At 66.9% G+C, this 20895-nt stretch carries 22 protein-coding genes; 17 read left to right on the top strand and 5 right to left on the bottom strand.

All coding sequences use genetic code 11. The annotated features are described in order from the left end of the window. Positions 1-54: 54 nt before the first annotated feature. The 5 genes from EGM71_RS14670 (at position 55) to EGM71_RS14650 (ending at position 3526) form a co-directional block, all read left to right on the top strand. Positions 55-270 carry a hypothetical protein gene (locus EGM71_RS14670; protein WP_049445590.1) on the top strand — a complete coding sequence of 72 codons (216 nt, stop codon included), beginning with the start codon at positions 55-57 and terminating at the stop codon, positions 268-270. An 84-nt stretch (positions 271-354) separates the two neighbouring features. Continuing rightward, positions 355-624 (top strand): hypothetical protein, encoded by a 270-nt coding sequence (locus EGM71_RS14665; RefSeq protein ID WP_188485487.1) that lies wholly within the window; start codon positions 355-357, stop codon positions 622-624. After that, positions 624-1187, top strand: a complete 564-nt coding sequence (locus tag EGM71_RS14660; RefSeq protein ID WP_188485486.1) for a hypothetical protein — start codon at positions 624-626, stop codon at positions 1185-1187. Before EGM71_RS14665 ends, EGM71_RS14660 begins: the two co-directional genes overlap by 1 nt. Before the next feature lie 147 nt (positions 1188-1334). Next, positions 1335-2696 (top strand): 30S ribosomal protein S12 methylthiotransferase RimO, encoded by a 1362-nt coding sequence (gene rimO / locus EGM71_RS14655; RefSeq protein WP_049445588.1) that lies wholly within the window; start codon positions 1335-1337, stop codon positions 2694-2696. Continuing rightward, positions 2693-3526: a DUF3025 domain-containing protein gene (locus EGM71_RS14650; RefSeq protein ID WP_188485485.1), complete on the top strand. Its 834-nt coding sequence runs from the start codon at positions 2693-2695 to the stop codon at positions 3524-3526. The genes rimO and EGM71_RS14650 overlap by 4 nt, the downstream gene beginning before the upstream one ends. Positions 3527-3545: 19 nt before the next feature. Here EGM71_RS14650 and greB read toward each other — a convergent pair whose 3' ends face one another. Genes greB through EGM71_RS14635 form a run of 3 tightly spaced genes read right to left on the bottom strand, consistent with a single transcriptional unit; the run spans position 3546 to position 6045 of the window. After that, positions 3546-4052, bottom strand: a complete 507-nt coding sequence (greB, locus tag EGM71_RS14645; protein ID WP_005418006.1) for a transcription elongation factor GreB — start codon at positions 4050-4052, stop codon at positions 3546-3548. Next, the gene (locus EGM71_RS14640) at positions 4049-4498 is read right to left on the bottom strand and encodes a hypothetical protein (RefSeq protein ID WP_188485484.1); all 450 of its coding nucleotides are present in this window, start codon (positions 4496-4498) and stop codon (positions 4049-4051) included. The genes greB and EGM71_RS14640 overlap by 4 nt, the downstream gene beginning before the upstream one ends. Positions 4499-4539: 41 nt before the next feature. Next, entirely contained in the window at positions 4540-6045 is a 1506-nt protein-coding gene (locus tag EGM71_RS14635; protein ID WP_188485483.1) for a helicase HerA-like domain-containing protein, read from the bottom strand. Between the two features lie 122 nt (positions 6046-6167). Here EGM71_RS14635 and EGM71_RS14630 point away from each other — a divergent pair, with 122 nt between their 5' ends. After that, positions 6168-7778, top strand: a complete 1611-nt coding sequence (locus EGM71_RS14630; RefSeq protein WP_188485482.1) for a transglycosylase SLT domain-containing protein — start codon at positions 6168-6170, stop codon at positions 7776-7778. Between the two features lie 23 nt (positions 7779-7801). After that, positions 7802-8149: a ribonuclease E inhibitor RraB gene (locus EGM71_RS14625; protein ID WP_188485481.1), complete on the top strand. Its 348-nt coding sequence runs from the start codon at positions 7802-7804 to the stop codon at positions 8147-8149. A gap of 71 nt (positions 8150-8220) precedes the next feature. Here the strand turns inward: EGM71_RS14625 and asd are convergent, their stop codons facing one another. After that, positions 8221-9063: an archaetidylserine decarboxylase gene (gene asd / locus EGM71_RS14620; protein WP_049445583.1), complete on the bottom strand. Its 843-nt coding sequence runs from the start codon at positions 9061-9063 to the stop codon at positions 8221-8223. Next, positions 9060-9710 (bottom strand): SCO family protein, encoded by a 651-nt coding sequence (locus EGM71_RS14615; protein WP_188485480.1) that lies wholly within the window; start codon positions 9708-9710, stop codon positions 9060-9062. Before EGM71_RS14615 ends, asd begins: the two co-directional genes overlap by 4 nt. 122 nt (positions 9711-9832) lie before the next feature. Between EGM71_RS14615 and prmB the strand changes: the two genes are divergently transcribed. The 10 genes from prmB to EGM71_RS14565 all read left to right on the top strand — a co-directional run bounded on the left by prmB (position 9833) and on the right by EGM71_RS14565 (position 20894). Next, positions 9833-10762 (top strand): 50S ribosomal protein L3 N(5)-glutamine methyltransferase, encoded by a 930-nt coding sequence (gene prmB / locus EGM71_RS14610; protein WP_188485479.1) that lies wholly within the window; start codon positions 9833-9835, stop codon positions 10760-10762. After that, a complete protein-coding gene (aroC, locus tag EGM71_RS14605) occupies positions 10759-11862 on the top strand; it encodes a chorismate synthase (protein ID WP_188485478.1) in 1104 nt (367 codons plus the stop codon). Before prmB ends, aroC begins: the two co-directional genes overlap by 4 nt. After that, entirely contained in the window at positions 11855-12892 is a 1038-nt protein-coding gene (locus EGM71_RS14600) for a 2-hydroxyacid dehydrogenase (protein WP_188485477.1), read from the top strand. The genes aroC and EGM71_RS14600 overlap by 8 nt, the downstream gene beginning before the upstream one ends. 92 nt (positions 12893-12984) lie before the next feature. After that, positions 12985-14013 (top strand): aspartate-semialdehyde dehydrogenase, encoded by a 1029-nt coding sequence (locus tag EGM71_RS14595; RefSeq protein WP_188485476.1) that lies wholly within the window; start codon positions 12985-12987, stop codon positions 14011-14013. 150 nt (positions 14014-14163) lie between these two features. Beyond that, a complete protein-coding gene (locus tag EGM71_RS14590; RefSeq protein WP_188485475.1) occupies positions 14164-16191 on the top strand; it encodes a FimV/HubP family polar landmark protein in 2028 nt (675 codons plus the stop codon). A gap of 26 nt (positions 16192-16217) precedes the next feature. Continuing rightward, positions 16218-16580, top strand: a complete 363-nt coding sequence (locus EGM71_RS14585) for a VOC family protein (RefSeq protein WP_088435900.1) — start codon at positions 16218-16220, stop codon at positions 16578-16580. A 32-nt stretch (positions 16581-16612) separates the two neighbouring features. After that, positions 16613-17383 carry a tRNA pseudouridine(38-40) synthase TruA gene (gene truA, locus EGM71_RS14580; RefSeq protein ID WP_188485474.1) on the top strand — a complete coding sequence of 257 codons (771 nt, stop codon included), beginning with the start codon at positions 16613-16615 and terminating at the stop codon, positions 17381-17383. Then, entirely contained in the window at positions 17380-18036 is a 657-nt protein-coding gene (locus EGM71_RS14575; protein ID WP_014037969.1) for a phosphoribosylanthranilate isomerase, read from the top strand. The genes truA and EGM71_RS14575 overlap by 4 nt, the downstream gene beginning before the upstream one ends. Before the next feature lie 168 nt (positions 18037-18204). Continuing rightward, positions 18205-18879, top strand: coding sequence for a DUF1449 family protein (locus tag EGM71_RS14570; RefSeq protein ID WP_188485473.1), 675 nt, complete (start codon positions 18205-18207; stop codon positions 18877-18879). After that, positions 18876-20894: a hypothetical protein gene (locus EGM71_RS14565; protein ID WP_049445572.1), complete on the top strand. Its 2019-nt coding sequence runs from the start codon at positions 18876-18878 to the stop codon at positions 20892-20894. The genes EGM71_RS14570 and EGM71_RS14565 overlap by 4 nt, the downstream gene beginning before the upstream one ends. Position 20895: the final 1 nt, after the last annotated feature.

The raw sequence follows: 20895 nt of genomic DNA, 5'->3' as shown, positions 1-20895 counted from the left end.
TGAAAACCGTTCGGGCCGCCGGTGGATGCGGCCCATTTTTTTTGGAGATCCAACATGAAGTTCAACGCACGTCTCGTCCTGCTGACCCGCGCTGTGGAGCAGTCGGGGGTGGTCAATCTGCATTTCCGGCCGGAAGGCGACAACCTTCTTCCGCAGATGGTGATCCCGGTATCGCCGCTGGATGCTTACGCCTTGAAGTTTGGCGCGTTGTACCGGTTCGAGGCGATCGAGGTGGAAGAAGCGCTGCCCATTGAATCAGCTGCTGGCTGATACCGGGCGGTTGTCAGGCGACGGGATACCGCCGCCCGTTTCAGAGGGCTGCCTGCGGCCCCGTGTTTTCAAGGAGAAAGAAAAATGCCCGCGGGATTGCAGACATGGGACGCTGCCGGTCAACCGGAAATAGACCTGGCTACTCGCGTTTTCCGCACGTTGCAGGTCATTCCCATCGGCGCGGGGCCAGGGCAGATCGAAGTCAACGCCAGCGCCCAGGGCACGATACGTGCCTTCATCAACGCCGGTGGGTTCACCGGAAGCTCAAGCTCCAGGCGGGTTGTCACGATCAGTGGCAACCGGGTTTCCTGGTCCGCCGGCGACGGCGCCTATCTTTATCTTGTGGCCTGGTGATGGCGTACTTCGAAACAACCCTCGACGATGGCAATGGCATCCAGATCAGCGATGATTTTTCGTGCCTGCGGCTGGTGGATTACGAGCCCAGGTGGCCGCAGGTCCATCTGGTCGCGAACAGTCATGATCGCAGCTACCACTTTGCCGATGATCGTGTGATTCCCGCAGACGCCCGTGCGGGCCTGCAGGTATTCAATGGCGCCGGGCAATGTGCGTTCTGGTCCGGCTTCAAGTACGCGCGTGTGGTCGAGCTGATCGAGTACACGAACTCCTACGATTGGATCTATCGGATCATTCCGGTACCCGCCGGTCGAAAGTATGCGGTCGCGTTCCTGGTAGCGCCCTGGCAGGAGCTGATCGAAAACCAGCGCCTGCACGGTGGATGGCAGGCCCGCTGGATGACACGCCGTGCCGGTGTGATCTCCGGTGACAGCAGTCACCTGAAGCTGGGTTTCATCGATGGCATCTGGAGTGACTGGTCGATGATGTTCGAGACGCCGCAGCCGGGTCGGCCGGACTTCCGCGACCTGGTTGCGGTGGTGCTGGACGTGACCGGGTACTGACCCTTCACAGGCCAGGGGCCGCAGGCGGGAGCGGTGATTCAGGGCCCTGGCCCGAACCCCGGTATACTGGCGCCCTTTCAGGCCCCCGGCCCCCAGGAACCCCTGCCATGCCGGCAGGGGCCCAGGCCCCCAGAGTCCCGCGATTCCATGTCCCAGCTGAACCCCAAAGTCGGCTTCGTCAGCCTTGGCTGCCCGAAGGCCCTCGTCGATTCCGAGCGCATCCTCACCCAGCTCCGCTCGGAAGGCTACGACATCGTCCCGTCCTACGATTCGGCCGACGTGGTGGTGGTCAACACCTGTGGATTCATCGATTCGGCGGTGACTGAGTCGCTGGATGCCATTGGCGAGGCGATGAACCAGAACGGCAAGGTGATCGTCACCGGTTGCCTGGGCAAGCGCCCGGAGCAGATCCGCGAGGCGTACCCCAACGTGCTGGCGGTATCCGGCCCGCAGGATTACCAGAGCGTGATGGAAGCGGTGCATGAAGCACTGCCGCCCAAGCACGATCCGTTCGTGGACCTGGTGCCCGACTACGGCATCAAGCTGACCCCGCGCCATTACGCCTACCTGAAGATTTCCGAAGGCTGCAACCACAAGTGCAGCTTCTGCATCATTCCGTCGATGCGCGGCAAGCTGGTCTCGCGCCCGGTTGACGAGGTGTTGCGTGAAGCCGAGCGCCTGGTGCGTGGTGGCGTGCGTGAACTGCTGGTGGTTTCGCAGGACACCTCGGCCTACGGCGTGGACGTGAAGTACGCCGAGAAGATGTGGCGCGACAAGGCCTACCAGACCCGTTTGAAGGCGCTGTGCGAAGGACTGTCCGAGCTGGATGCGTGGGTGCGCATGCACTACGTCTACCCGTATCCGCACGTGGACGAAGTGGTGCCGCTGATGGCCGAGAACCGCATCCTGCCGTACCTGGACATCCCCTTCCAGCATGCGAGCCCGCGCATCCTGCGTTTGATGAAGCGCCCCGGCGCGGTCGAGAAGACCCTTGAGCGCGTGCAGAACTGGCGCCGTATCGCGCCGGACATCACCGTGCGTTCGACCTTCATCGTCGGCTTCCCGGGCGAGACCGAGTCCGAGTTCGAAGAACTGCTGTCGTTCCTCGACGAAGCGCAGCTGGATCGCGTGGGCGCATTCGCCTATTCGCCGGTTGAGGGGGCGACCGCCAACGATCTGCCCGATGCTGTGCCGGAGGAAGTAAAGCAGGAGCGTCTGGCCCGCTTCATGGAGAAGCAGGCACAGATCTCCGCCGCGCGCCTGGAGGCCAAGATCGGCACCGTGCAGCAGTGCCTGGTCGACGCCATCGAAGGCGACATCGCCGTGGCCCGCTCCAAGGCCGATGCCCCGGAGATCGACGGCCTGGTGCACATCCAGAATGCCGACCAGGTTCCGCTGCGCGTGGGCGAATTCGTTGACGTGGAGATCACCGAGAGCGACGAGCACGACCTGTATGGTGACGCGCTGCCCGCCGCTACCCGTCCGGCATTCGACCTCAAGATGCTGTGACCGCAACGACGACCGCCGCCGGTGACGGCAGCGGCGTCCGCCGCTTCGTGCCGCCGCCGCGTGCGGCGGTCGATCCTCAGGTGTTCGGGCACCCGGTGTTTGCCGGGCTGCAGGATTTCGGTGATCTTCTGGTTGGCACCCGCTGGCCACCCATCGCGGCACTTGACGCATGCCTGTCCTTGCCGGGTTGGCAGCTGGTGGAGCAGGATGCCGCGCTGCTGGCCGACGGCCTGCATTACGAGGCGCGTATCGCGCAGGGGCGCATCGCCACGCGTGCCGACAACTGGCACGACCTGTTCAACGCACTGGTGTGGGCCTCCCATCCGCAGCTGAAGCGTGCACTGAACGCGCAACAATGCAGGCATATCGAGGCCATGCCACCCGGCCAGCGCAACCGCGCGCAGGCCGCCTTGACCCAGTTCGACGAAACCGGCGTGATCGTGCGTATGCGTGATGACACATTGCTGCACGCATGGGATGGGCATGACTGGCCTGCATTGTTCGAGCCGACGCGGTGGCAGAGCGGTGACATCGCCATCGCTGTGGTATTCGGGCATGCGCTGATGGAACAGGCGCTGTTGCCGGGGCGATTGCTGGTCGGCAAGTGCCTGGTGGTACAGGGCGATGCCGATGCCGCCTGTGTCGACGCGGTGACCGCTGCCATTGCCGAGGGCAGGGCAGTGACCGATCCGCTGCAGCTGCGGCCCCTGCCATTGGCCGGTATTCCCGGCTGGCATGGCGTGCAGGATCCCGCCTTCTATCGCAATGCCGATTATTTCCGCCCGCTGCGTGCAGGACGCGCGTACCCGCCGCCGTTGCTGGTTCCGTAACGTCGAGCCATGCTCGACGCTACACAGGCTCGTACTCCACCCCGATCACCGCAAAGGTGAACTGTCCGCCGGGCAGCTCTACCGAAAACTCATCGTCCAGCCGCTTCTTCAGCAGCGCGCGCGCCAGGGGGGAATCGATGCTTATCCAGCCCAGTCCAGCATCGGTCTCATCCGGCCCGACAATGCGATAGCGGCTGGTGTCGCCGCTGTCCACGTTCTCCAGTTCCACCCATGCGCCGAAGAACACCGCCAGCGGATCGGTTGGCGTGGTATCGACCACGCGCAGCGATTCCAGCCGCTTGGTCAGGTAGCGCACGCGGCGGTCGATCTCGCCCAGTTGCTTCTTGCGGTAGGTGTACTCGGCGTTCTCGGAACGGTCGCCCTCTGCGGCAGCGGCGGCCAGCGCCTTCACCACTTCCGGGCGGCGCACGCGCCATAGCTCATCCAGTTCGGCCTTCAGTCGCGCATGCCCGGAGGCGGTGATCAGGGCGGTGCTTTTCTCTGCAGGGGGACGCCAACGGCTCACTTCTTGACTCTATCCAGGGTGCTGCGCATGTGGGTTGGGCTGCCATCGGCGTTGAGCAGGACCAGCACATCGGCTGATTCCACGCCAAACAACAGATCTTCCGTTTGCCGGTGATCGTGGTGCAGGCGCAGGTGCGTGCCGCCGGCTTCCAGGGACCACCTGCTCTTGACAAGGTCCCAGACCACGCCGCCCTTCAGTGTGTAGCGGCCGCCGGGTTTGAGTTCAAGGGTACGGGTTTCGACGCCGCCAACGACGAATGTACCGACCAGATCCTTGCTGCCGACTGGCACGTAGGCAGGCGCAGGCTCGCCCTGACTCGCTTCGTCGAGTTCCATGGTTGCCTGCCCGCCGCTTACGACGGCGGGAGCATTGTCCGCCGCTGCGGCGGCGCTACTGCTCTCAGCAGGCGCTTGCTCCTGCCTGCAGCCCACCGTCAGCAATGCCACCAGCATTCCTGCGCCTGCAGCAATGAGGACGCCGCGGCGGCTCAACGCTTGCCGCCGAAGATGCCACCGAGGATACCGCGCACGATCTGGTTGCCCAGCTTGGTGCCGACGGTGCGCGTGGTCTGCTTGGCCATGGTTTCGATCATGCCCTGGCGGCGCTTGGTGCCGAAAATCGCATCCTTGATCGCCTGGCCGAAACCACCGTCCTGCGCTTCGTCCTGCTCGCGGCTGCGCGCGGCCGGCGCCTGCGCCTGCTCGACGGTCTTCTGTGCACGCTGGGCCAGCAGTTCGGCGGCCGATTCGCGGTTGATCGCGGTGTCGTAGCGGCTGCCGACTGGGCTGCCGGCACGCACCTGTGCACGCTCGGCCTCGGTGATCGGCCCCATCCTGCAGCGCGGCGGCGCGATCAGGGTCTGCTGCACCGGCATTGGAATGCCCTTGTCCTGCAGCGTGGAGACCAGTGCCTCACCGGTGCCAAGCTGGCTCAGTACCTTGGCCACGTCCAGTTTCGGGTTCGGCACGAAGGTCTCGGCCGCGGTCTTCACCGCCTTCTGGTCGCGTGGGGTGAACGCGCGCAGTGCGTGCTGCACGCGGTTGCCGAGCTGGCCGAGGATGTTGCCCGGCACGTCGTCGGGGAACTGCGAGCAGAAGTACACGCCCACGCCCTTGGAACGGATCAGGCGCACCACCTGTTCGATGCGCTGCACCAGCGACGGCGGTGCATCGTCGAACAGCAGGTGCGCCTCGTCGAAGATGAAGACCAGCTTCGGCTTGTCCAGGTCACCCACTTCCGGCAGCTGCTCGAACAGCTCCGACAGCAGCCACAGCAGGAAGGTGGAGTACAGCTTGGGCTTGAGTACCAGCTGGTCGGCGGCGAGGATGCCGATCACGCCGCGGCCGTCGTGGTTGACCCGCATGATGTCGGCCAGCTCAAGCGCCGGTTCGCCGAAGAAATTCTCGCCACCGTCCTGCGCCAGGCGCAGCACCGAACGCTGGATCGCGGCGATCGACTGCGCACTGACCAGGCCGTACTCGGTGGAGATGTCCTTGCGCTCGTCGGCAACCAGGCCGAGCAGGGCGCGCAGGTCGTCCATGTCCAGCAGCAGCAGGCCGCGGTCGTCGGCCAGCTTGAATACGATGTCGAGCACCCCGGCCTGGGTATCGTTCAATTCGAGGATGCGCGACAGCAGGGTGGGGCCCATTTCACTGACAGTGGTGCGCACCGGGTGGCCCAGCTTGCCGTAGAGGTCCCAGAAGATGGTGGGGCTGGCGGCCGGCGCATAGTCGGCCACGCCGATCTCGGCGGCACGCTGGAGCAGGTTCTCTGCGCCTGTGCCGGGTACGGCCAGGCCGGAGACATCGCCCTTCACATCGGCCAGGAACACCGGCACGCCCAGTCGCGAGAAGCCCTCGGCCAGGGTCATCAGGGTCACGGTCTTGCCGGTACCGGTGGCGCCGGCCACCAGGCCGTGGCGGTTGCCGAGTTTCGGCAGCAGGGTGACGGCAATATCGTCGGTAATGCCTTTGCCGAGCAGAATCGGATCCATGGTCCAGCCCTTGTGATGAATAGCCCAATGTTAACCGCCGGCAGTGACGGTCCGAAGGTCGGCTTGCCCGGACCTTGGCGGCGCCGCTACTCTGCCTGCCTGTTTCGCACACAGTGCCATCAATGCCCGTTCCTGTCCTGATTTCCCGTGGTTGGCCGCTGCTGGCCCTGGCCGGCCTGGTTTCCCTGGCGCCCGACGCCCATGCGCAGCGGGTTTCGGCCCGGGACAAGGTGAAGGTGGATGCGCTGCAACAGCGCATGACCGCCGCCGAGAAGCGCTACAGCGATGCCCTGCTGCTGGTCTCCAATGCCGATCCCAAGGGCAGCAACGAGGCCGATGCCGCGCTGGAGGACATGGAGGATGTCCTCAACGACTGCGTGAAGCAAAAGGGCTGCCAGATGGGCACCCTGCTGGCCAGCTACAAGCGCCTGCTCAAGCACGACGCCGATGCGGCCGCCAGCGATGACGTGGCCGATGAGGGCGGTGACCGCCTGGAAGCCGACCCCGACCACATCGGCCCGCTCACCGCCGACGTGCCCGAAGCCGCGCGCGCTGCCGCGCTGCTGAACGACAAGCGGCACGCCTTCGACAGCATGGTCGAATACAACCCGGCAGTGCAGGCGGGCATCCGCCGCTGGCTGACCGACATGCGCCCGGCGCTGCTGACCAGCTACGAGAATTACCAGAACCTGCGCGCGGTGATGTGGCCGGAGTGGGAGAAGCGTGGCCTGCCCGAGGCATTGCTGTTCGGCATCATGGCCAAGGAGTCCAACGGTCGCGTGCATGCGTCCTCGCGCGCCGGCGCCGCCGGCCTGATGCAGTTCATGCCGGCCACCGGCCGCCGCTTCGGCCTCGGCCCGGACGGCACCGGCTTCGATACCCGTTTCGACGCGCGCAGTGCCGCTGAAGCCAGCGCCAGCTATCTCAACGAGCGCCTGCGCGAACTGAACAACAACGTGGAAATGTCGGTGGCCGCCTACAACGGTGGCGAAGGCCGTGCCGCGCGCGTGTTCAAGCAGAGCGCTGGCCAGAGCTTCTGGACCGACAGCGTCTACAACCAGTTCCCGGGCGAGACCAAGGACTATGTCCCGATGGTGATCGCTGCTGCCTGGATCTTCCTGCACCCGCAGCAGTACGGCGTGGAGTTCCCGAAGATCAGCGCCCAGCCGGCCACGCTGCGCCTGGCCAAGTCCACCACCATCTACGAACTGACCATCTGCCTGGGCAGCCACGGTACGCGCGATGGCTACATGCGTGCGCTGCGCAACCTCAACCCGCGCTATGAAGCCGATGGCTGGATTCCGGCCGGCACACTGATCAACGCTACCACCCGCATCGCCGGCCTGTATCAGCGCAACTGTGTCAGTGGCCCGCGTGCCGACCTGGCCCGCACCCTGATCACCGCCGATCTGAATGCGGCGATCAAGCGCCCGACCGCGGCCAGCTATACCGGCAGCGTGGCGGTGGGCGGTGTGGTGCCGGTGGCCGACGCGGCCGCATCCACCAGCGTGCCGACCGCGCCGGTGGCTGCAGTGGCGACGCCGCGCCCGGCACCGGCGGCCCGGCCGAAGCCGGTACGCAGCCACAAGGTAGGCAAGGGCGAGACCCTGGGCGCCATCGCGGCGAAGTTCCAGTGCGACGTGCCGACCCTGGCCCGCGCCAACGGTCTGAAGGCCCCGGCCTACAGCCTGCGCCACGGCCAGACGCTGAAGCTGCAGGGCTGCGACAAGTAATCCCCACGACCACTGGAATCCGCATGGACCTCGAAGCCACCCGCAACCTGTTCGCCAACCTCCGCGAAAACACCGACTGGGACATCAACGGCCCGTTGCTGTGGGGGTATTTCTTCGTCCACTCCAGTGCAGAACCGCTGCAGGCACTGGCGGACCACCTGCAGGGGCAGGGCTACACCTTCGTGGAGCTGTTCGAGCAGGAGCCGGAAGAGGGCGATGCCTCGTTCCACGTACTGCACGTGGAGCGCGTGGAGACCCACGACGAAGCCTCGCTGGACCGCCGCAACCAGGAATTCGCGGCGCTGGCCGCGGAGCGCGGCGTGGAAGACTACGACGGCATGGACGTCGGCCCCGCCCCGGCCCTGCAGTAACGCCAAAAAGGGGACGGAGGGGATTAAGTCGTTTATGCATAAACGACTTAATCCCCTCCGTCCCCTTTTTGTCAGCGCAGTTTCGCCAGGGCCTGGCCCAGCTGCACCGGGCTTTCGGCGCCCAGTTGCGGGGCGAATTCGGCCACGCCGGGCGGCAGCAGCACGATCACGGTCGAGCCGTAGTTGAACCGTGCCATCTCGGCAAAGCGCTCCAGCTTGATGCCCTGGCCGCGGTAGTCCTTGCGGGTGATGCGATCACCATAGGCCGGAATCTCCTCGCCGCTCCACACGGTTTCCACGCCGGACACCAGCAGTGCACCGACCATCACGCTGACCATCGGGCCGAAGCTGGTGTCGAAGTGGCAGACCAGGCGCTCGTTGCGTGCGAACAGGCGCGGTACGCCGTTGACGGCCGCCGGGCCGACACTGAACAGGCGCCCTGGCACGTGCACGGTTTCACGCAGGGTGCCGGTCCACGGCATGTGCACGCGGTGGTAGTCGCGCGGGGACAGGTACACGGTGGCGTACAGGCCGTCGTTGTACGGCTTGGCATCCTCGTCACTGCCCAGCAGTTCGGCGGCGGTGAACGACTGGCCCTTGGCCTGGAAGATGCGGCCGGCCTCGATCCTGCCGAGCTGGCTGATGCGGCCGTCGGCCGGCATCACCAGGCTGCGCGGATCGGCATCGGCCACGCGCGCGCCCGGCTTCAGCGCGCGGGTGAAGAACTGGTTGAAGGTCGCATAGCTGCGCGGGTCCGGGTTGGCCGCTTCGTCCAGGTTGACGTTGAACTTGCGGGTGACGGTGTCGATCAGCCAGCGCGACACGCGCGGATCGTCCGAGTACGCCAACGAGCGCGCCATCGAGGACAGCAGGCGATGGGGCAGGGCGTACGTCAGGGCGGTGGTGAGGCTCATGGGGCGGTTTTCTCGGTCAGCTTCTGCAGGTCGCGGGCGATCGCCGGCGCATTGAACGGGGGGCGCACCAGGCCGGCAAGGCGGCCCTGCGGGTCGAGCACGGCCAGGCTGGCCGAATGCTCGACGGTGTAATCCTCGGGGTTCTCGTCGAAATGCTTGCCCGGCACTTTCTGGAACACGAAGCCCAGCGAGGTGGCGAAGCGCTCCAGCGAGGGGATATCGGCGTTGGCGGCCAGGGTGTCCTTGTGGAAACCGTGCACGTACTCGCCGAGGCGGGTAGCGCTGTCGCGATCCGGGTCGACCGAGATGAACAGCACGCGCGGGCGCAGGCCATCGGGCAGGGCCTCCCACTGGTTCTGCGCGCCGGCCAGCTCGGCCAGGGTGGTCGGGCAGACGTCCGGGCAGAAGGTGAAGCCCAGGAACACCAGGGTCCAGTGGCCCTTCAGTTCGCCCGGGATCAGGCGGGTGCCGTCGGACTGGGCCAGGTTGAAGTCGGGCAGTTCACGCGGCTGCGGGTACAGGGTGATCGCTTCGGTGGCCGGGGCGTTGGCCGGCGGCTTCGGCGCGAACACCTGCTGGGCGGCCAGCAGGCCGAGCCCCGCCGCCAGGGCGATCAGCAGGATGATGCCGGCGTTGCGATTGAACATGGGGGCTCCCGCGCGAAATGGGCTCCATCATAACGGCTGCCGCCCGATCGTTTCCGCCGCAACGGATGCCGCCGCCGGCGCCAGCCCCTATAATCGGGGGCCACTTTGCCCGCAGTACCGCCATGACCGCTGAAACGGCCGCCGAACTCCACACGATCATCGATCTGATCCGCTACGGCACCAGCCGTTTCAACGAAGCCGGGCTGACCTTCGGGCACAGCTACGACAATGCGCTGGACGAGGCCACCCAGCTGGTGCTGCACAGCCTTCACCTGCCGCACGACCTCGGCCCGGCCTACGGCCAGGCGCGCCTGCTGCAGGCCGAGAAGCTGCGCGTGCTGGAGCTGTTCCAGCGCCGTATCGACGAACGCATCCCGGCCGCCTACCTGACCGGTGAAGCCTGGTTTGCAGGTTTGAGCTTCAAGAGCGACAAGCGCGCCCTGGTGCCGCGCTCGCCGATCGCCGAGCTGATCGAGTGCGGCTTCGAGCCGTGGCTGGCGGGTCGCGATGTGTACCGTGCCCTGGATCTGTGCACCGGTTCGGGCTGCATCGCCATCGCCATGGGCCACTACTACCCCAACTGGCAGGTGGACGGCGTCGACCTGAGCGACGACGCGCTGTCGCTGGCTGAAGAAAACCGGGAGCGGCTGCAGGCGTACAACGTCAACCTGATCAAGTCGGACCTGTTCAACGGCCTGTCCGGCCGCCACTACGACCTGATCGTCACCAATCCGCCGTACGTCACCAACGACGAGACCGATGCCCTGCCGCAGGAGTACTCCTACGAGCCGGAAATGGGTCTGCGTGCCGGTGACGATGGCCTGGACCTGGTGCTGAAGATCCTGCGTGATGCGCCGCTGCACCTGAGCGAAGACGGTCTGCTGATCTGTGAAGTGGGCGAATCCGAGCAGCATCTGGTCAAGCTGCTGCCGGAAGTCGATTTCGCCTGGATCGAGTTCAAGGTCGGCCAGATGGGCATCTTCGCGGTCGAATGCCGCGAGCTGATCGCCCACAGTGCGCGCATCACCGAACTGGCGGCGCAGCGCCCGTGAGCTCCAATTCGTTCGGCAAGCTGTTCACCGTCACCACGTTCGGCGAGTCGCACGGGCCGGCCATCGGCTGCGTGATCGATGGCTGCCCGCCGGGGCTGGCGCTGGACGCCGCCGAATTCGCCCATGACCTGCAGCGCCGCGCCACCGGCAAGAGCCGGCACACCTCGGCGCGGCGCGAGGCTGATGAGGTCGAGATCCTGTCGGGCGTATACGAGGGCCTGACCACTGGCACCCCGATCGCGCTGCTGATCCGCAACACCGACCAGCGCAGCAAGGATTACGCCAACATCGGCCAGCAGTTCCGCCCGGGCCACGCCGATTACAGTTACTGGCACAAGTACGGCATCCGCGACCCGCGCGGTGGCGGCCGTTCCTCGGCACGCGAGACCACCATGCGCGTGGCCGCCGGCGTGGTCGCCAAGAAGTGGCTGGCCGAGCGCTTTGGCGTCACCGTGCGTGGCTACCTGTCGCAGCTGGGTGACATCACCCCGGCCGGTTTCGACTGGTCGGCGGTGGAAGACAACCCGTTCTTCTGGCCGCACGCGGCACAGGTGCCCGAGCTGGAGGCGTACATGGATGCGCTGCGCAAGTCCGGAGATTCGGTCGGTGCATGCGTGGATGTGGTCGCCGACAACGTACCGCCGGGCTGGGGCGAGCCGATCTACGGCAAGCTCGACGGCGAACTGGCCGCCGCGCTGATGAGCATCAACGCGGTGAAGGGCGTGGAGATCGGCGACGGCTTCGCCAGCGCTGCGCAGAAGGGCACCGAACACCGCGACCTGCTGACCCCGCAGGGCTTCGCCAGCAACCATGCCGGTGGCATCCTCGGTGGTATTTCCACCGGCCAGCCGGTGGTCGCGTCGATTGCCCTGAAGCCGACCTCAAGCCTGCGCCTGCCGGGTCCGTCGCTGGATACCGCCGGCAACGTGGTGGAGGTGGTCACCACCGGTCGCCACGATCCCTGCGTCGGCATCCGCGCCACCCCGATCGCCGAGGCGATGGTGGCGATGGTGCTGATGGACCAGGCGCTGCGCCATCGCGCGCAGTGTGGCGATGTCGGCACGATCACCCCGCGCATTCCCGGGCAGATCGATGGCTGACACGCGGCCGACCGTGTGGGTGAGCCAGCCGCTGATCGACGCGGCCATCGCGCCGCTGCGCGATCGCGTGCAGCTGCGCAGCACCGACACCGTCACCGCCTGGTCGCTGGACCAGATCGCCGAACAGCTGGCCAGCGCCGACGGCGCGATCATCACCCTCAATGAGCGCATCGGTGCGGCCCAGGTGGCCGATGCCACGCAGCTGCAGGTGATCGCCAATGTCGGCGTCGGCTACAACAACCTGGACGTCGATGCGCTCAGCGCAGCCGGCATCCTGGCCAGCAACACGCCGGACGTCCTGACCGAAACCACCGCCGATCTCGGTTTCGCCCTGTTGATGGCGACTGCGCGCCGGATCACCGAATCCGAGCGCTGGCTGCGCGAAGGCCAGTGGCAGCAGTGGTCGTTCCAGACCATGCTCGGCGCCGACATCCATGGCAGCACGCTGGGCATCCTCGGCATGGGCCGCATCGGCCAGGGCATCGCCCGCCGCGGCGCGCACGGTTTCGGCATGAAGGTGCTGTACCACAACCGTTCGCAGCTGCCGGCCGCGACCGAAGCGGAAGTGGGCGCCACCTATGTGGACCTGGATACGCTGCTGGCACAGTCCGACCACCTGCTGCTGGTGCTGCCGTACACGCCGGCCTCGCATCATCTGATCGATGCCGCCGCGCTGGCGAAGATGAAGCCGTCGGCAACGCTGGTGAACATCGCCCGCGGTGGCCTGGTCGATGAGATCGCGCTGGCCGATGCACTGGCCAACGGCCGCCTGGCGGCCGCCGGCCTGGATGTGTACGAGGGCGAGCCGAAGGTGCGCCCGGAGCTGCTGGCACTGCGCAACGTGGTGCTCACTCCGCATATCGGCAGCGCCTCGCTGGCCACGCGCACGGCGATGGTACAGCTGGCCGTGGATAATCTGGTTGCCGGGCTCGGCCTGGACGGCGGCCCGTCGCGCATGCCGAGCGCGATCAACGCTGACGCGGCGATGGCCGCGCGCGTGACTCTGGGCAAAAAAACCGGGAAACGATAGGGAACCTCTGCGCGCCCCGCTTGAGGAGGTTCCCCGAACCCAGCTGTCGTGCGTGTTTTTTCCCCATCCCCGTTTTCGTGAGAGTTTCCCCCATGAGCAATGCACAGCGCAGTTTCCACGTCGCCGTCGTCGGTGCCACCGGTGCGGTCGGCGAGACCATGTTGTCGATCCTTGCCGAGCGTGACTTCCCGGTCGGCACCCTGAGCGTCCTGGCCTCCGAGCGTTCGGCCGGCGGCGAGATCGAGTTCAACGGCCAGAAGGTCAAGGTCCAGGACCTGGCCACCTTCGATCCGAGCGGTGTCGAGATCGCGCTGTTCTCGGCTGGCGGCAGCGTGTCCAAGGAATACGCGCCGAAGTTCGCCGCCGCCGGTGCGGTGGTGATCGACAACTCCTCGGCCTTCCGTTACGACGATGACGTGCCGCTGGTGGTGTCCGAGGTCAACCCGGAACAGGTCGTCAACCGTCCGCGCGGCATCATCGCCAACCCGAACTGCTCAACCATGCAGATGCTGGTGGCGCTGGCGCCGCTGCACCGCAAGTACGGCATCAAGCGCATCAACGTCTCCACCTACCAGTCGGTGTCCGGCGGTGGTCGTTCGGCCACCGAGGAACTGGGCAAGCAGACCGGCCAGCTGCTGAGCTTCCAGGAGATCGATCCGCAGCGCTTCCCGGTGCAGATCGCCTTCAACCTGATCCCGCACATCGATGACTTCCAGGACAACGGCTTCACCAAGGAAGAGATGAAGCTGATCTGGGAGACCCGCAAGATCCTCGGCGACGACAGCATCCTGGTGAACCCGACCGCAGTGCGCGTGCCGGTGTTCTACGGCCACTCCGAGTCGGTGGCGATCGAGACCCGCGACAAGGTCACGGTCGCCGAAGCGCGCGCGCTGCTGGAGCAGTCGCCGGGCATCGAAGTGGTGGATCGCCACGAGGCCGGTGGTTACCCGACCCCGGTCACCCACGCCTCGGGCACCGACGCGGTGTACGTCGGCCGCATCCGCGAGGATCTGTCGCACCCGCGCGGCCTGAACCTGTGGATCGTGTCGGACAACGTACGCAAGGGCGCTGCCCTGAATGCCGTGCAGCTGGCCGAGCTGGTTGCCGCCGAGCAGCGTTGATCACAGCGGTTGCCTCACCGGTAGTGCCGGCCGCTGGCCGGCATTGCCGTGATCCATGCGCCGGAGTGCATGCCGGCCAGCGGCCGGCACTACCTCAAGGGTCTTTCCGGTGGGTGCGGACCCCGGTCCGCACGCTTTATAGTGTCGCCCATGAATAAACGGGCCAGGGGCGCAAAGCGCCCGCTCCTCTATCTTTCCACCGCGCTGCTGGCCCTGGCCAGCAGTTCGGCGCTTGCGCTGGGCTTGGGTGACATCCGTGTCCTGTCCAAGCCGGGCCAGCCCCTGCTGGCCGAAATCCCGGTGGTCTCGGCCGATCCGTCCGAGCTGGAGAACCTGCGCGTCGCGCTGGCTTCACCGGTCACCTTCGAGCGCGTGGGCCTGCAGCGGCCGACTGGGCTGGTCAGCGAGCTGCAGTTCGAACTGACCCGCAATGCGCAGGGCAGGGCGGTAGTGCGGGTGACCTCGCAGACGCCGGTCGAGACCCCGTCGCTGAGCTTCCTGATCGAGGCCGACTGGGGTCAGGGCCGCCTGGTGCGCGAGTACTCGGCACTGGTCGACGCGCCCTCCAGCGCACTGGCGGTGGCCGAGCCGGAAATCGTCGCACCGGCGGGCACCCTCTCCAACACCATCGTCCGTGACGCTGCGCCGGCACCCGCCGCTGCGGAGAGCGCAAGCGCGCCTGCACCGTCCACCGTGGCAGCGCCGGCACCCGCTCAGGCACGTCCTCGTGCAGTGGCTGCACCCGCTGCCACGCCGGCAGCCGATGGCAGCGTCACCGTCCAGCGTGGGCAGACCCTGTCGCAGATCGCCAGCGCGGTGGCCCGCGGCAACCAGGTCAGCCGAGACCGCGCAATGATTGCGCTGCTGCGGGCCAACCCGGAGGCGTTCATCCGGGGCAACGTCAACCTGCTCAAGCAGGGGGCCGTACTGCGCATGCCCGGCAGCGATGCACTGGCGGCGGTCGATGCCGCCGAGGCCGCAGCGCTGGTGCGTGAACACGCTGCACAGTGGCGGCAGGCGCGCACCGTGCCGCAACCGGCGGGCACCGTCGCCCCGGTCGCCAAGGCGGCAACCACGAACGCTTCTTCCCCGGCTGCGGCCAATGGGGCACGACTTGAAATCGCTCCTGCGCTGGCCTCCGACGCCGCGCACGCGGGCACAACCACCGGCACCGGAGCCGGCAGCGAGGGTGACATGCTGGGCAACGAACAACTGCGCCAGGCACGCGAGGACATCGCGACCCGCGATGCCGAGATCGGCGAGCTGAAGCAGCGCGTGGCCGACCTGGAAAAACTCAAGGAACAGCAGCAGTCGCTGATCGCGATGAAGGACAACGACCTGGCCGCCGCGCAGCAGCGCCTGGCGCAGGCACCGGATGCCCGCGATGCGGCAACGCCGTGGTACTGGCTGGGGCTGCCGGTGCTGCTGCTGGCGGCCGGTGCCGCCTGGCTGCTGCGTCGTCGCAAGCCGTCGCCGCTGCCGCCGCTGCGCGAAGAAGGCGATGCCGCCGGCCTGGCCGCTGCGGTACCGGCGGGCGCGGCGCTGGATACGCTGGCCGAGCAGTCCTCGTGGTCGTCGGTAGTACCCGAGGGGGGGCGCCAGGAGCCGGCGATGCCGGCCTGGGCGACCGAAACCGAAGTGCGGGATGATGTGGTTGCCGAACCGGTCGCCGACGTCGCCGCCCAGGCTGACTGGCAGGCGCAGACGCTGCGCGATGATGAAGTGGTGGAGCTGCCCGAGGCCGTGACCGACCTGCCACGCTGGGACGAGCCGGTGGCCACGCAGGACGATCCCGCGCCGTCCGCTGCCGTGCAGGATGAGCCGGTCGCGCAGGCGACGCCTGACGAGGTGGCAGTGCCTGACTACGCACTGCACGCCGAACAGCAGCCGCAGTTCCGCGGCGTGTTCGACCTGCCGGCCGAACACCATGACAGCGGGGATTCAAGCGCGGTGCCGCACGACGCGCTGGCCGAGGCCGCGCATGAAGAAGGCACCGCGGCACCGGCCAGCGATGCCGGCTGGGCGCCGCGCGCCGGGCAGGAGCGCCTGGAACTGGCCATCGCCTACCTCGACCTGGGCGATGCCCAGACCGCACGTACGTTGTTGCAGGAAGTGGCCGAGGGCGGCGACCTGCACTGCCAGGCCCAGGCCCGCGAACTGCTGGCCCGCCTGCCGTGACCGACCCCGCCGACAAGGACCCCGCCATGAGCCGCGAGCGCCGCATCGACTACGTTGAATTCGCCTCCACGGATCCCGCGGCCAGCCGCGCCTTCTTCGAGAAGGCGTTCGGCTGGTCGTTCGTCGACTACGGCAGCGACTACACCGCGTTCGACGACGGTCGCCTGCAGGGGGGCTTCTTCCGTGGCCAGCCACAGCGTGCCAGCGATGCCGGTGCACCGCTGCTGGTGCTGTACGCTGACCAGCTGGCGCCGATCGAGGCGGCGGTGCGCGACGCCGGCGGCGAGATCGTGCGGCCGGTGTTTTCCTTCCCCGGCGGTAGCCGTTTCCAGTTCGTCGAGCCCGGTGGCAACGAACTGGCGGTCTGGTCCGAACGCGATCCGGCCTGAGCGCCGCCCCTCCCGCAACATCGAGGTAGCACATGCGTTACGCGCTTGGCGTCGAGTACGACGGCAGCGATTTCAGGGGCTGGCAGAACCTGGGCGAGGGTGGCCCCAGCGTGCAGGCCAGCCTTGAGCAGGCCCTGTCGTCGGTGGCCGATACGCCGCTGCAGGTGGTCTGTGCCGGCCGCACCGATGCTGGCGTGCACGGCCAGTGCCAGGTCGTGCATTTCGACACCGACGTGGTGCGAGATCCGCGCGCCTGGATGCTGGGCACCACCACCCGCCTGCCGCGCTCGATCGCAGTGCGCTGGTGCGTACCAGTGGCCGACGATTTCCACGCCCGCTTCTCGGCGCGTGCGCGCCGCTACCGCTACCGCCTGCTCAACCGCGAAGTGCGGCCGGCGCTGCAGCGGCAGACCCTCAGCTGGGAGCGCCGGGCGCTGGACGAGACCCTGATGCATGCCGCCGGCCAGGCCCTGCTCGGCGAGAACGACTTCAGTGCGTTCCGCTCGGTGCAGTGCCAGGCGCTGCATGCACGGCGTGAACTGCAGTCGCTGCAGGTCAGCCGCCAGGGCGAGGTGATCGAGGTCGCCGTGCAGGGCAATGCATTCCTTCATCACATGGTCCGCAATATCGTCGGATCGCTGATCCTGGTGGGCAGCGGCGAAAAACCGGTGGAATGGATCGCCGAACTGCTGGCCGGGCGCGATCGCACCGTAGCCGGTCCCACCGCACCGCCGCAGGGCCTGGTGTTCCTTGGGCCCCTGTACCCCGACAACTGGCATCTGCCCGCCGAGGTCACGCTATGAGCCGCTCCTACTACCGCACGCGCATCAAGTTCTGTGGCATGACCCGGGCCGGCGACGTCCGCCTGGCCGGTGAACTGGGTGTGGACGCGGTGGGTTTCATCTTCGCCCGTGAAAGCAGCCGCCGGGTCGCCCCGGCCGAGGCACGCGCGATGCGCCAGGCGATCGCACCCATGGTCGACGTGGTGGCGCTGTTCCGCAACAACAGCAAGGAAGAGGTGCGCGAGGTGCTGCGCACGGTGCGACCGACCCTGCTGCAGTTCCACGGCGAGGAAGACGAGAGCTTCTGCCGCAGCTTCAACATGCCGTACCTGAAGGCGATCGCGATGGGCGGGCGTGAAGAGATCAACGCCCGCACCCTGCAGCTGCGCTATCCCAGCGCCGCTGGCTTCCTGTTCGACAGCCATGCGCCGGGCGGCGGTGGCGGCACCGGCGTGGCCTTCGACTGGGGCCGGATCCCGACCGGCCTGCATCGCCCGTTCCTGCTGGCCGGTGGCCTGAACCCGGAAAACGTCTACGACGCGGTGCTGGCCACCCTGCCGTGGGGCGTGGATGTCTCCAGCGGCATCGAACTGGAGCCGGGCATCAAGGACGGCTACAAGATGCGTACCTTCGTCGAGGAAGTGCGCCGCGCCGATTGCACGGTTCTCGAGTGATTCGCGTCACTATTTACTCTGATCAGCACCCCGATTTGAGCCTGCACGCATTCTTCACATAGGATGGTCCCAAGCGCGCCTGCCATGAGAGCTGGCGCGGGGATCGACGGGACGCGCTCGGCGCGCCCCGAACGGGCGGCCGCCGCCCATAGCCCAGGAAGGCAAGCGATGCAGGAGTTTCTCACCGTCGTACTCGGTTACCCGACGCTGCCGTACAGCATTCTGCTGATGGTGTCGGTGATGTATTGGGCGGTTGCCGCGTTCGGCCTGGTCGATGACGGTTTCGGCGATCTCGGCGCCGATGGCGCGCTCGAGGCGGGGACCGACCTCAGTGGCCTGTCGGCCATGCTGGCGCGCTGGGGCCTGGGCGGCGTCCCGATCATGGTGGTGGTCACCCTGCTGGGCCTGTTCGGCTGGCTCATCACCTATTTCATCCATCTGTTCGTACTGCTGCCGCTGCCGGACCTGCTGCGCTGGGGCCTGGGTACGCTCGTGGCGGTACTGGCACCGCTGCCTGCGGTACCCATCACCGCGCTGATCCTGCGCCCGGTCCGGCGCTTCCTGCTGCGCCTGCGTCCGGTGCCGCAGGCATCGCTGCTGGGCCGGATCGGCGTGGTCGCATCGCCGAAGGTGGACGCACGCAGTGGTCATGCCACTGTCGATGATGGCGGCGCCGGGCTGGTGCTGCAGATCCGCAGCGACATCGAACTGCAGCGTGGCGAGCGCATCGTGCTGGTCGAGCACATGGCAGAGCAACACTATTACCGGGTGGTCCGCGCTGATGCGATCGCCCTCGATTTCCAGGACAACCTGCTTCCGGGCAACAAGGAGAATCATCAATGACGTTGGCGTCCCTCTTACCGATCCTGGCCGTCGCCGGCGGCCTGCTCGTCCTGCTGCTGGGCGTGGCCGGCCTGTTCAAGGCCTTCTACCGCAAGGTCGACCAGGGCGTGGCCCTGATCGTCAACGACATGAGCTCCACGCCCAAGGTGCACTTCACCGGTGCGCTGATCATCCCGGTGCTGTACCGCGCCGAGCTGATGCGGATCAGCCTGATCACCCTGCAGATCGACCGCCGCGGCAAGGAAGGCCTGATCTGCCGCGACAACATGCGTGCCGACATCGCCGTGGCCTTCTACCTGCGGGTGAACGAGACCCAGGCCGACGTGCTGCGCGTGGCCAAGGCCATCGGTGCCGACCGTGCATCGGACAAGCATGCCGTCGATGAGCTGTTCAACGCCAAGTTCTCCGAAGCGCTGAAGACGGTCGGCAAGAAGTTCGACTTCACCGAACTGTTCGAGAAGCGCCAGGAATTCCGCGACGAGATCATCGCGGTGATCGGCAACGATCTCAACGGTTATGTGCTGGAAGACGTGGCGATCGATTACCTGGAGCAGACCCCAAAGTCGCTGCTGGACCAGTTCAACATCCTCGACGCCCAGGGCATCCGCAAGATCACCGAGCTGACCGCCGCGCAGAACGTGGTGACCAACGAGCTGGAGCAGAACGAGAAGCTCGCCATCACCAAGAAGAACGTGGAAGCGCGTGAAGCGCTGCTGGCGCTGGAACGCCAGCAGGCCGAAGCCGAAGCACGCCAGAAGCGCGAGATCGAGACCATCCGCGCGCGCGAGGAGGCCGAGACCGCCAAGGTGCAGGAAGAACAGCGCCAGCTGTCCGAGAATGCCCGCATCGAAGCGCAGCAGCTGATCGAGATCCGCGACCAGAACCGCCTGCGCGAAGTGGAAGTGGCCGAGCAGAACCGCCAGCGTGCCGTGGCCATCGAAGCCGAGCGCGTGGAGCGCGCACGCCAGCTGGAGCAGGTCACCACTGACCGTGAAGTGCAGCTGCAGGGCGTGGAGCGCGACAAGGTGGTCGAGCAGGGCAAGATGGACGTGGCCAACATCACCCGCGAACGCATCTCCATCGACAAGACCGTGGCGCAGGAAGAAGAGCGCATCAAGGAAGTGCGCGAGGTCTCCGAGGCCGACCGCCAGAAGCAGGTGCTGATCCTGGAAGCCGAAGCCAAGGCGCAGGAATCGCTGGTGCGCGAAGTGAAGGAAGCGCAGGCGCGCGAAACCGCCTCCAAGCATCGTGCGGTGGAACTGACCACGCTGGCCCAGGCCGAGCACGAAGCGGCCGGCAAGCAGGCCGAAGCCAAGCGCCTGCTGGCCGACGCCTACCGTGCCGAACAGGCCGCTCCTGGCCTGGCCGAGGCGCAGGTGCGTGAAGCCTCGGCGCTGGCCATCGAGAAGGTTGGCATCGCCGAAGCGCGCGTGATCGAAGCCAAGGCCGAAGCCAGCCTGAAGCAGGGCAGCAACGAAGCCCGCGTGCTGGCCGAGACCCTGCAGGCGCAGGCGCAGGGTGAGGAGAAGATGGGCCTGGCCCGTGCCACCGCCACCGAGTCGCTGGGCAACGCCGAAGCCGGCGTGGTGCAGAAGAAGCTGCTGGCCGAGGCCGAGGGCCTGGTGCGCAAGTTCGAAGCCATCGCCTCGCTGAGCGACCAGGCACGTGGCCACGAAGAGTTCCGCATGATGCTGGACAACAGCCTGAAGCAGGCGCTTGCCTCGATCGAAGCCGGCAAGGAAGTCTCGCGCGAGAACGCCAATGTCATCGCCAGCGCGCTGCGCAACGCCGACATCGACCTGGTCGGTGGCGACGGCGGCATGTTCGAGAACCTGGTCAAGGCGGTGTCGCTGGGCAAGTCGATCGAAGGCTTTGCCGGCAAGAGCCCGATCGTGCAGGAGCTGATGCAGCGCTACCTGGGCGTGGCCGTGGCCGAACCGGCACCGCGCCAGATCGCCGAGGATGCCGAAGCGGTGCCGACCGTGTCGGCCACCGTGGTCGACAGCGCCCGTTGAT

The sequence above is a fragment of the Stenotrophomonas maltophilia genome, from assembly GCF_006970445.1.
Taxonomy (GTDB): domain Bacteria; phylum Pseudomonadota; class Gammaproteobacteria; order Xanthomonadales; family Xanthomonadaceae; genus Stenotrophomonas; species Stenotrophomonas maltophilia_AU.
Note: the sequence above shows the minus strand (reverse complement) of the source record. Positions and strands in the feature narration are given on the sequence as shown.

Bases quoted from the DNA above. Each gene is read 5' to 3' on its own strand.
- EGM71_RS14570 (WP_188485473.1), top strand. From the start codon at position 18,205: ATGCAGGAGTTTCTCACCGTCGTACTCGGTTACCCGACGCTGCCGTAC.
- EGM71_RS14585 (WP_088435900.1), top strand. From the start codon at position 16,218: ATGAGCCGCGAGCGCCGCATCGACTACGTTGAATTCGCCTCCACGGAT.
- EGM71_RS14595 (WP_188485476.1), top strand. From the start codon at position 12,985: ATGAGCAATGCACAGCGCAGTTTCCACGTCGCCGTCGTCGGTGCCACC.
- EGM71_RS14565 (WP_049445572.1), top strand. From the start codon at position 18,876: ATGACGTTGGCGTCCCTCTTACCGATCCTGGCCGTCGCCGGCGGCCTG.
- EGM71_RS14665 (WP_188485487.1), top strand. From the start codon at position 355: ATGCCCGCGGGATTGCAGACATGGGACGCTGCCGGTCAACCGGAAATA.
- truA (WP_188485474.1), top strand. From the start codon at position 16,613: ATGCGTTACGCGCTTGGCGTCGAGTACGACGGCAGCGATTTCAGGGGC.
- EGM71_RS14670 (WP_049445590.1), top strand. From the start codon at position 55: ATGAAGTTCAACGCACGTCTCGTCCTGCTGACCCGCGCTGTGGAGCAG.
- EGM71_RS14625 (WP_188485481.1), top strand. From the start codon at position 7,802: ATGGACCTCGAAGCCACCCGCAACCTGTTCGCCAACCTCCGCGAAAAC.
- asd (WP_049445583.1), bottom strand. From the start codon at position 9,063: ATGAGCCTCACCACCGCCCTGACGTACGCCCTGCCCCATCGCCTGCTG.
- EGM71_RS14575 (WP_014037969.1), top strand. From the start codon at position 17,380: ATGAGCCGCTCCTACTACCGCACGCGCATCAAGTTCTGTGGCATGACC.
- EGM71_RS14600 (WP_188485477.1), top strand. From the start codon at position 11,855: ATGGCTGACACGCGGCCGACCGTGTGGGTGAGCCAGCCGCTGATCGAC.
- EGM71_RS14630 (WP_188485482.1), top strand. From the start codon at position 6,168: ATGCCCGTTCCTGTCCTGATTTCCCGTGGTTGGCCGCTGCTGGCCCTG.
- EGM71_RS14590 (WP_188485475.1), top strand. From the start codon at position 14,164: ATGAATAAACGGGCCAGGGGCGCAAAGCGCCCGCTCCTCTATCTTTCC.
- EGM71_RS14635 (WP_188485483.1), bottom strand. From the start codon at position 6,045: ATGGATCCGATTCTGCTCGGCAAAGGCATTACCGACGATATTGCCGTC.
- rimO (WP_049445588.1), top strand. From the start codon at position 1,335: ATGTCCCAGCTGAACCCCAAAGTCGGCTTCGTCAGCCTTGGCTGCCCG.
- EGM71_RS14660 (WP_188485486.1), top strand. From the start codon at position 624: ATGGCGTACTTCGAAACAACCCTCGACGATGGCAATGGCATCCAGATC.
- prmB (WP_188485479.1), top strand. From the start codon at position 9,833: ATGACCGCTGAAACGGCCGCCGAACTCCACACGATCATCGATCTGATC.
- EGM71_RS14615 (WP_188485480.1), bottom strand. From the start codon at position 9,710: ATGTTCAATCGCAACGCCGGCATCATCCTGCTGATCGCCCTGGCGGCG.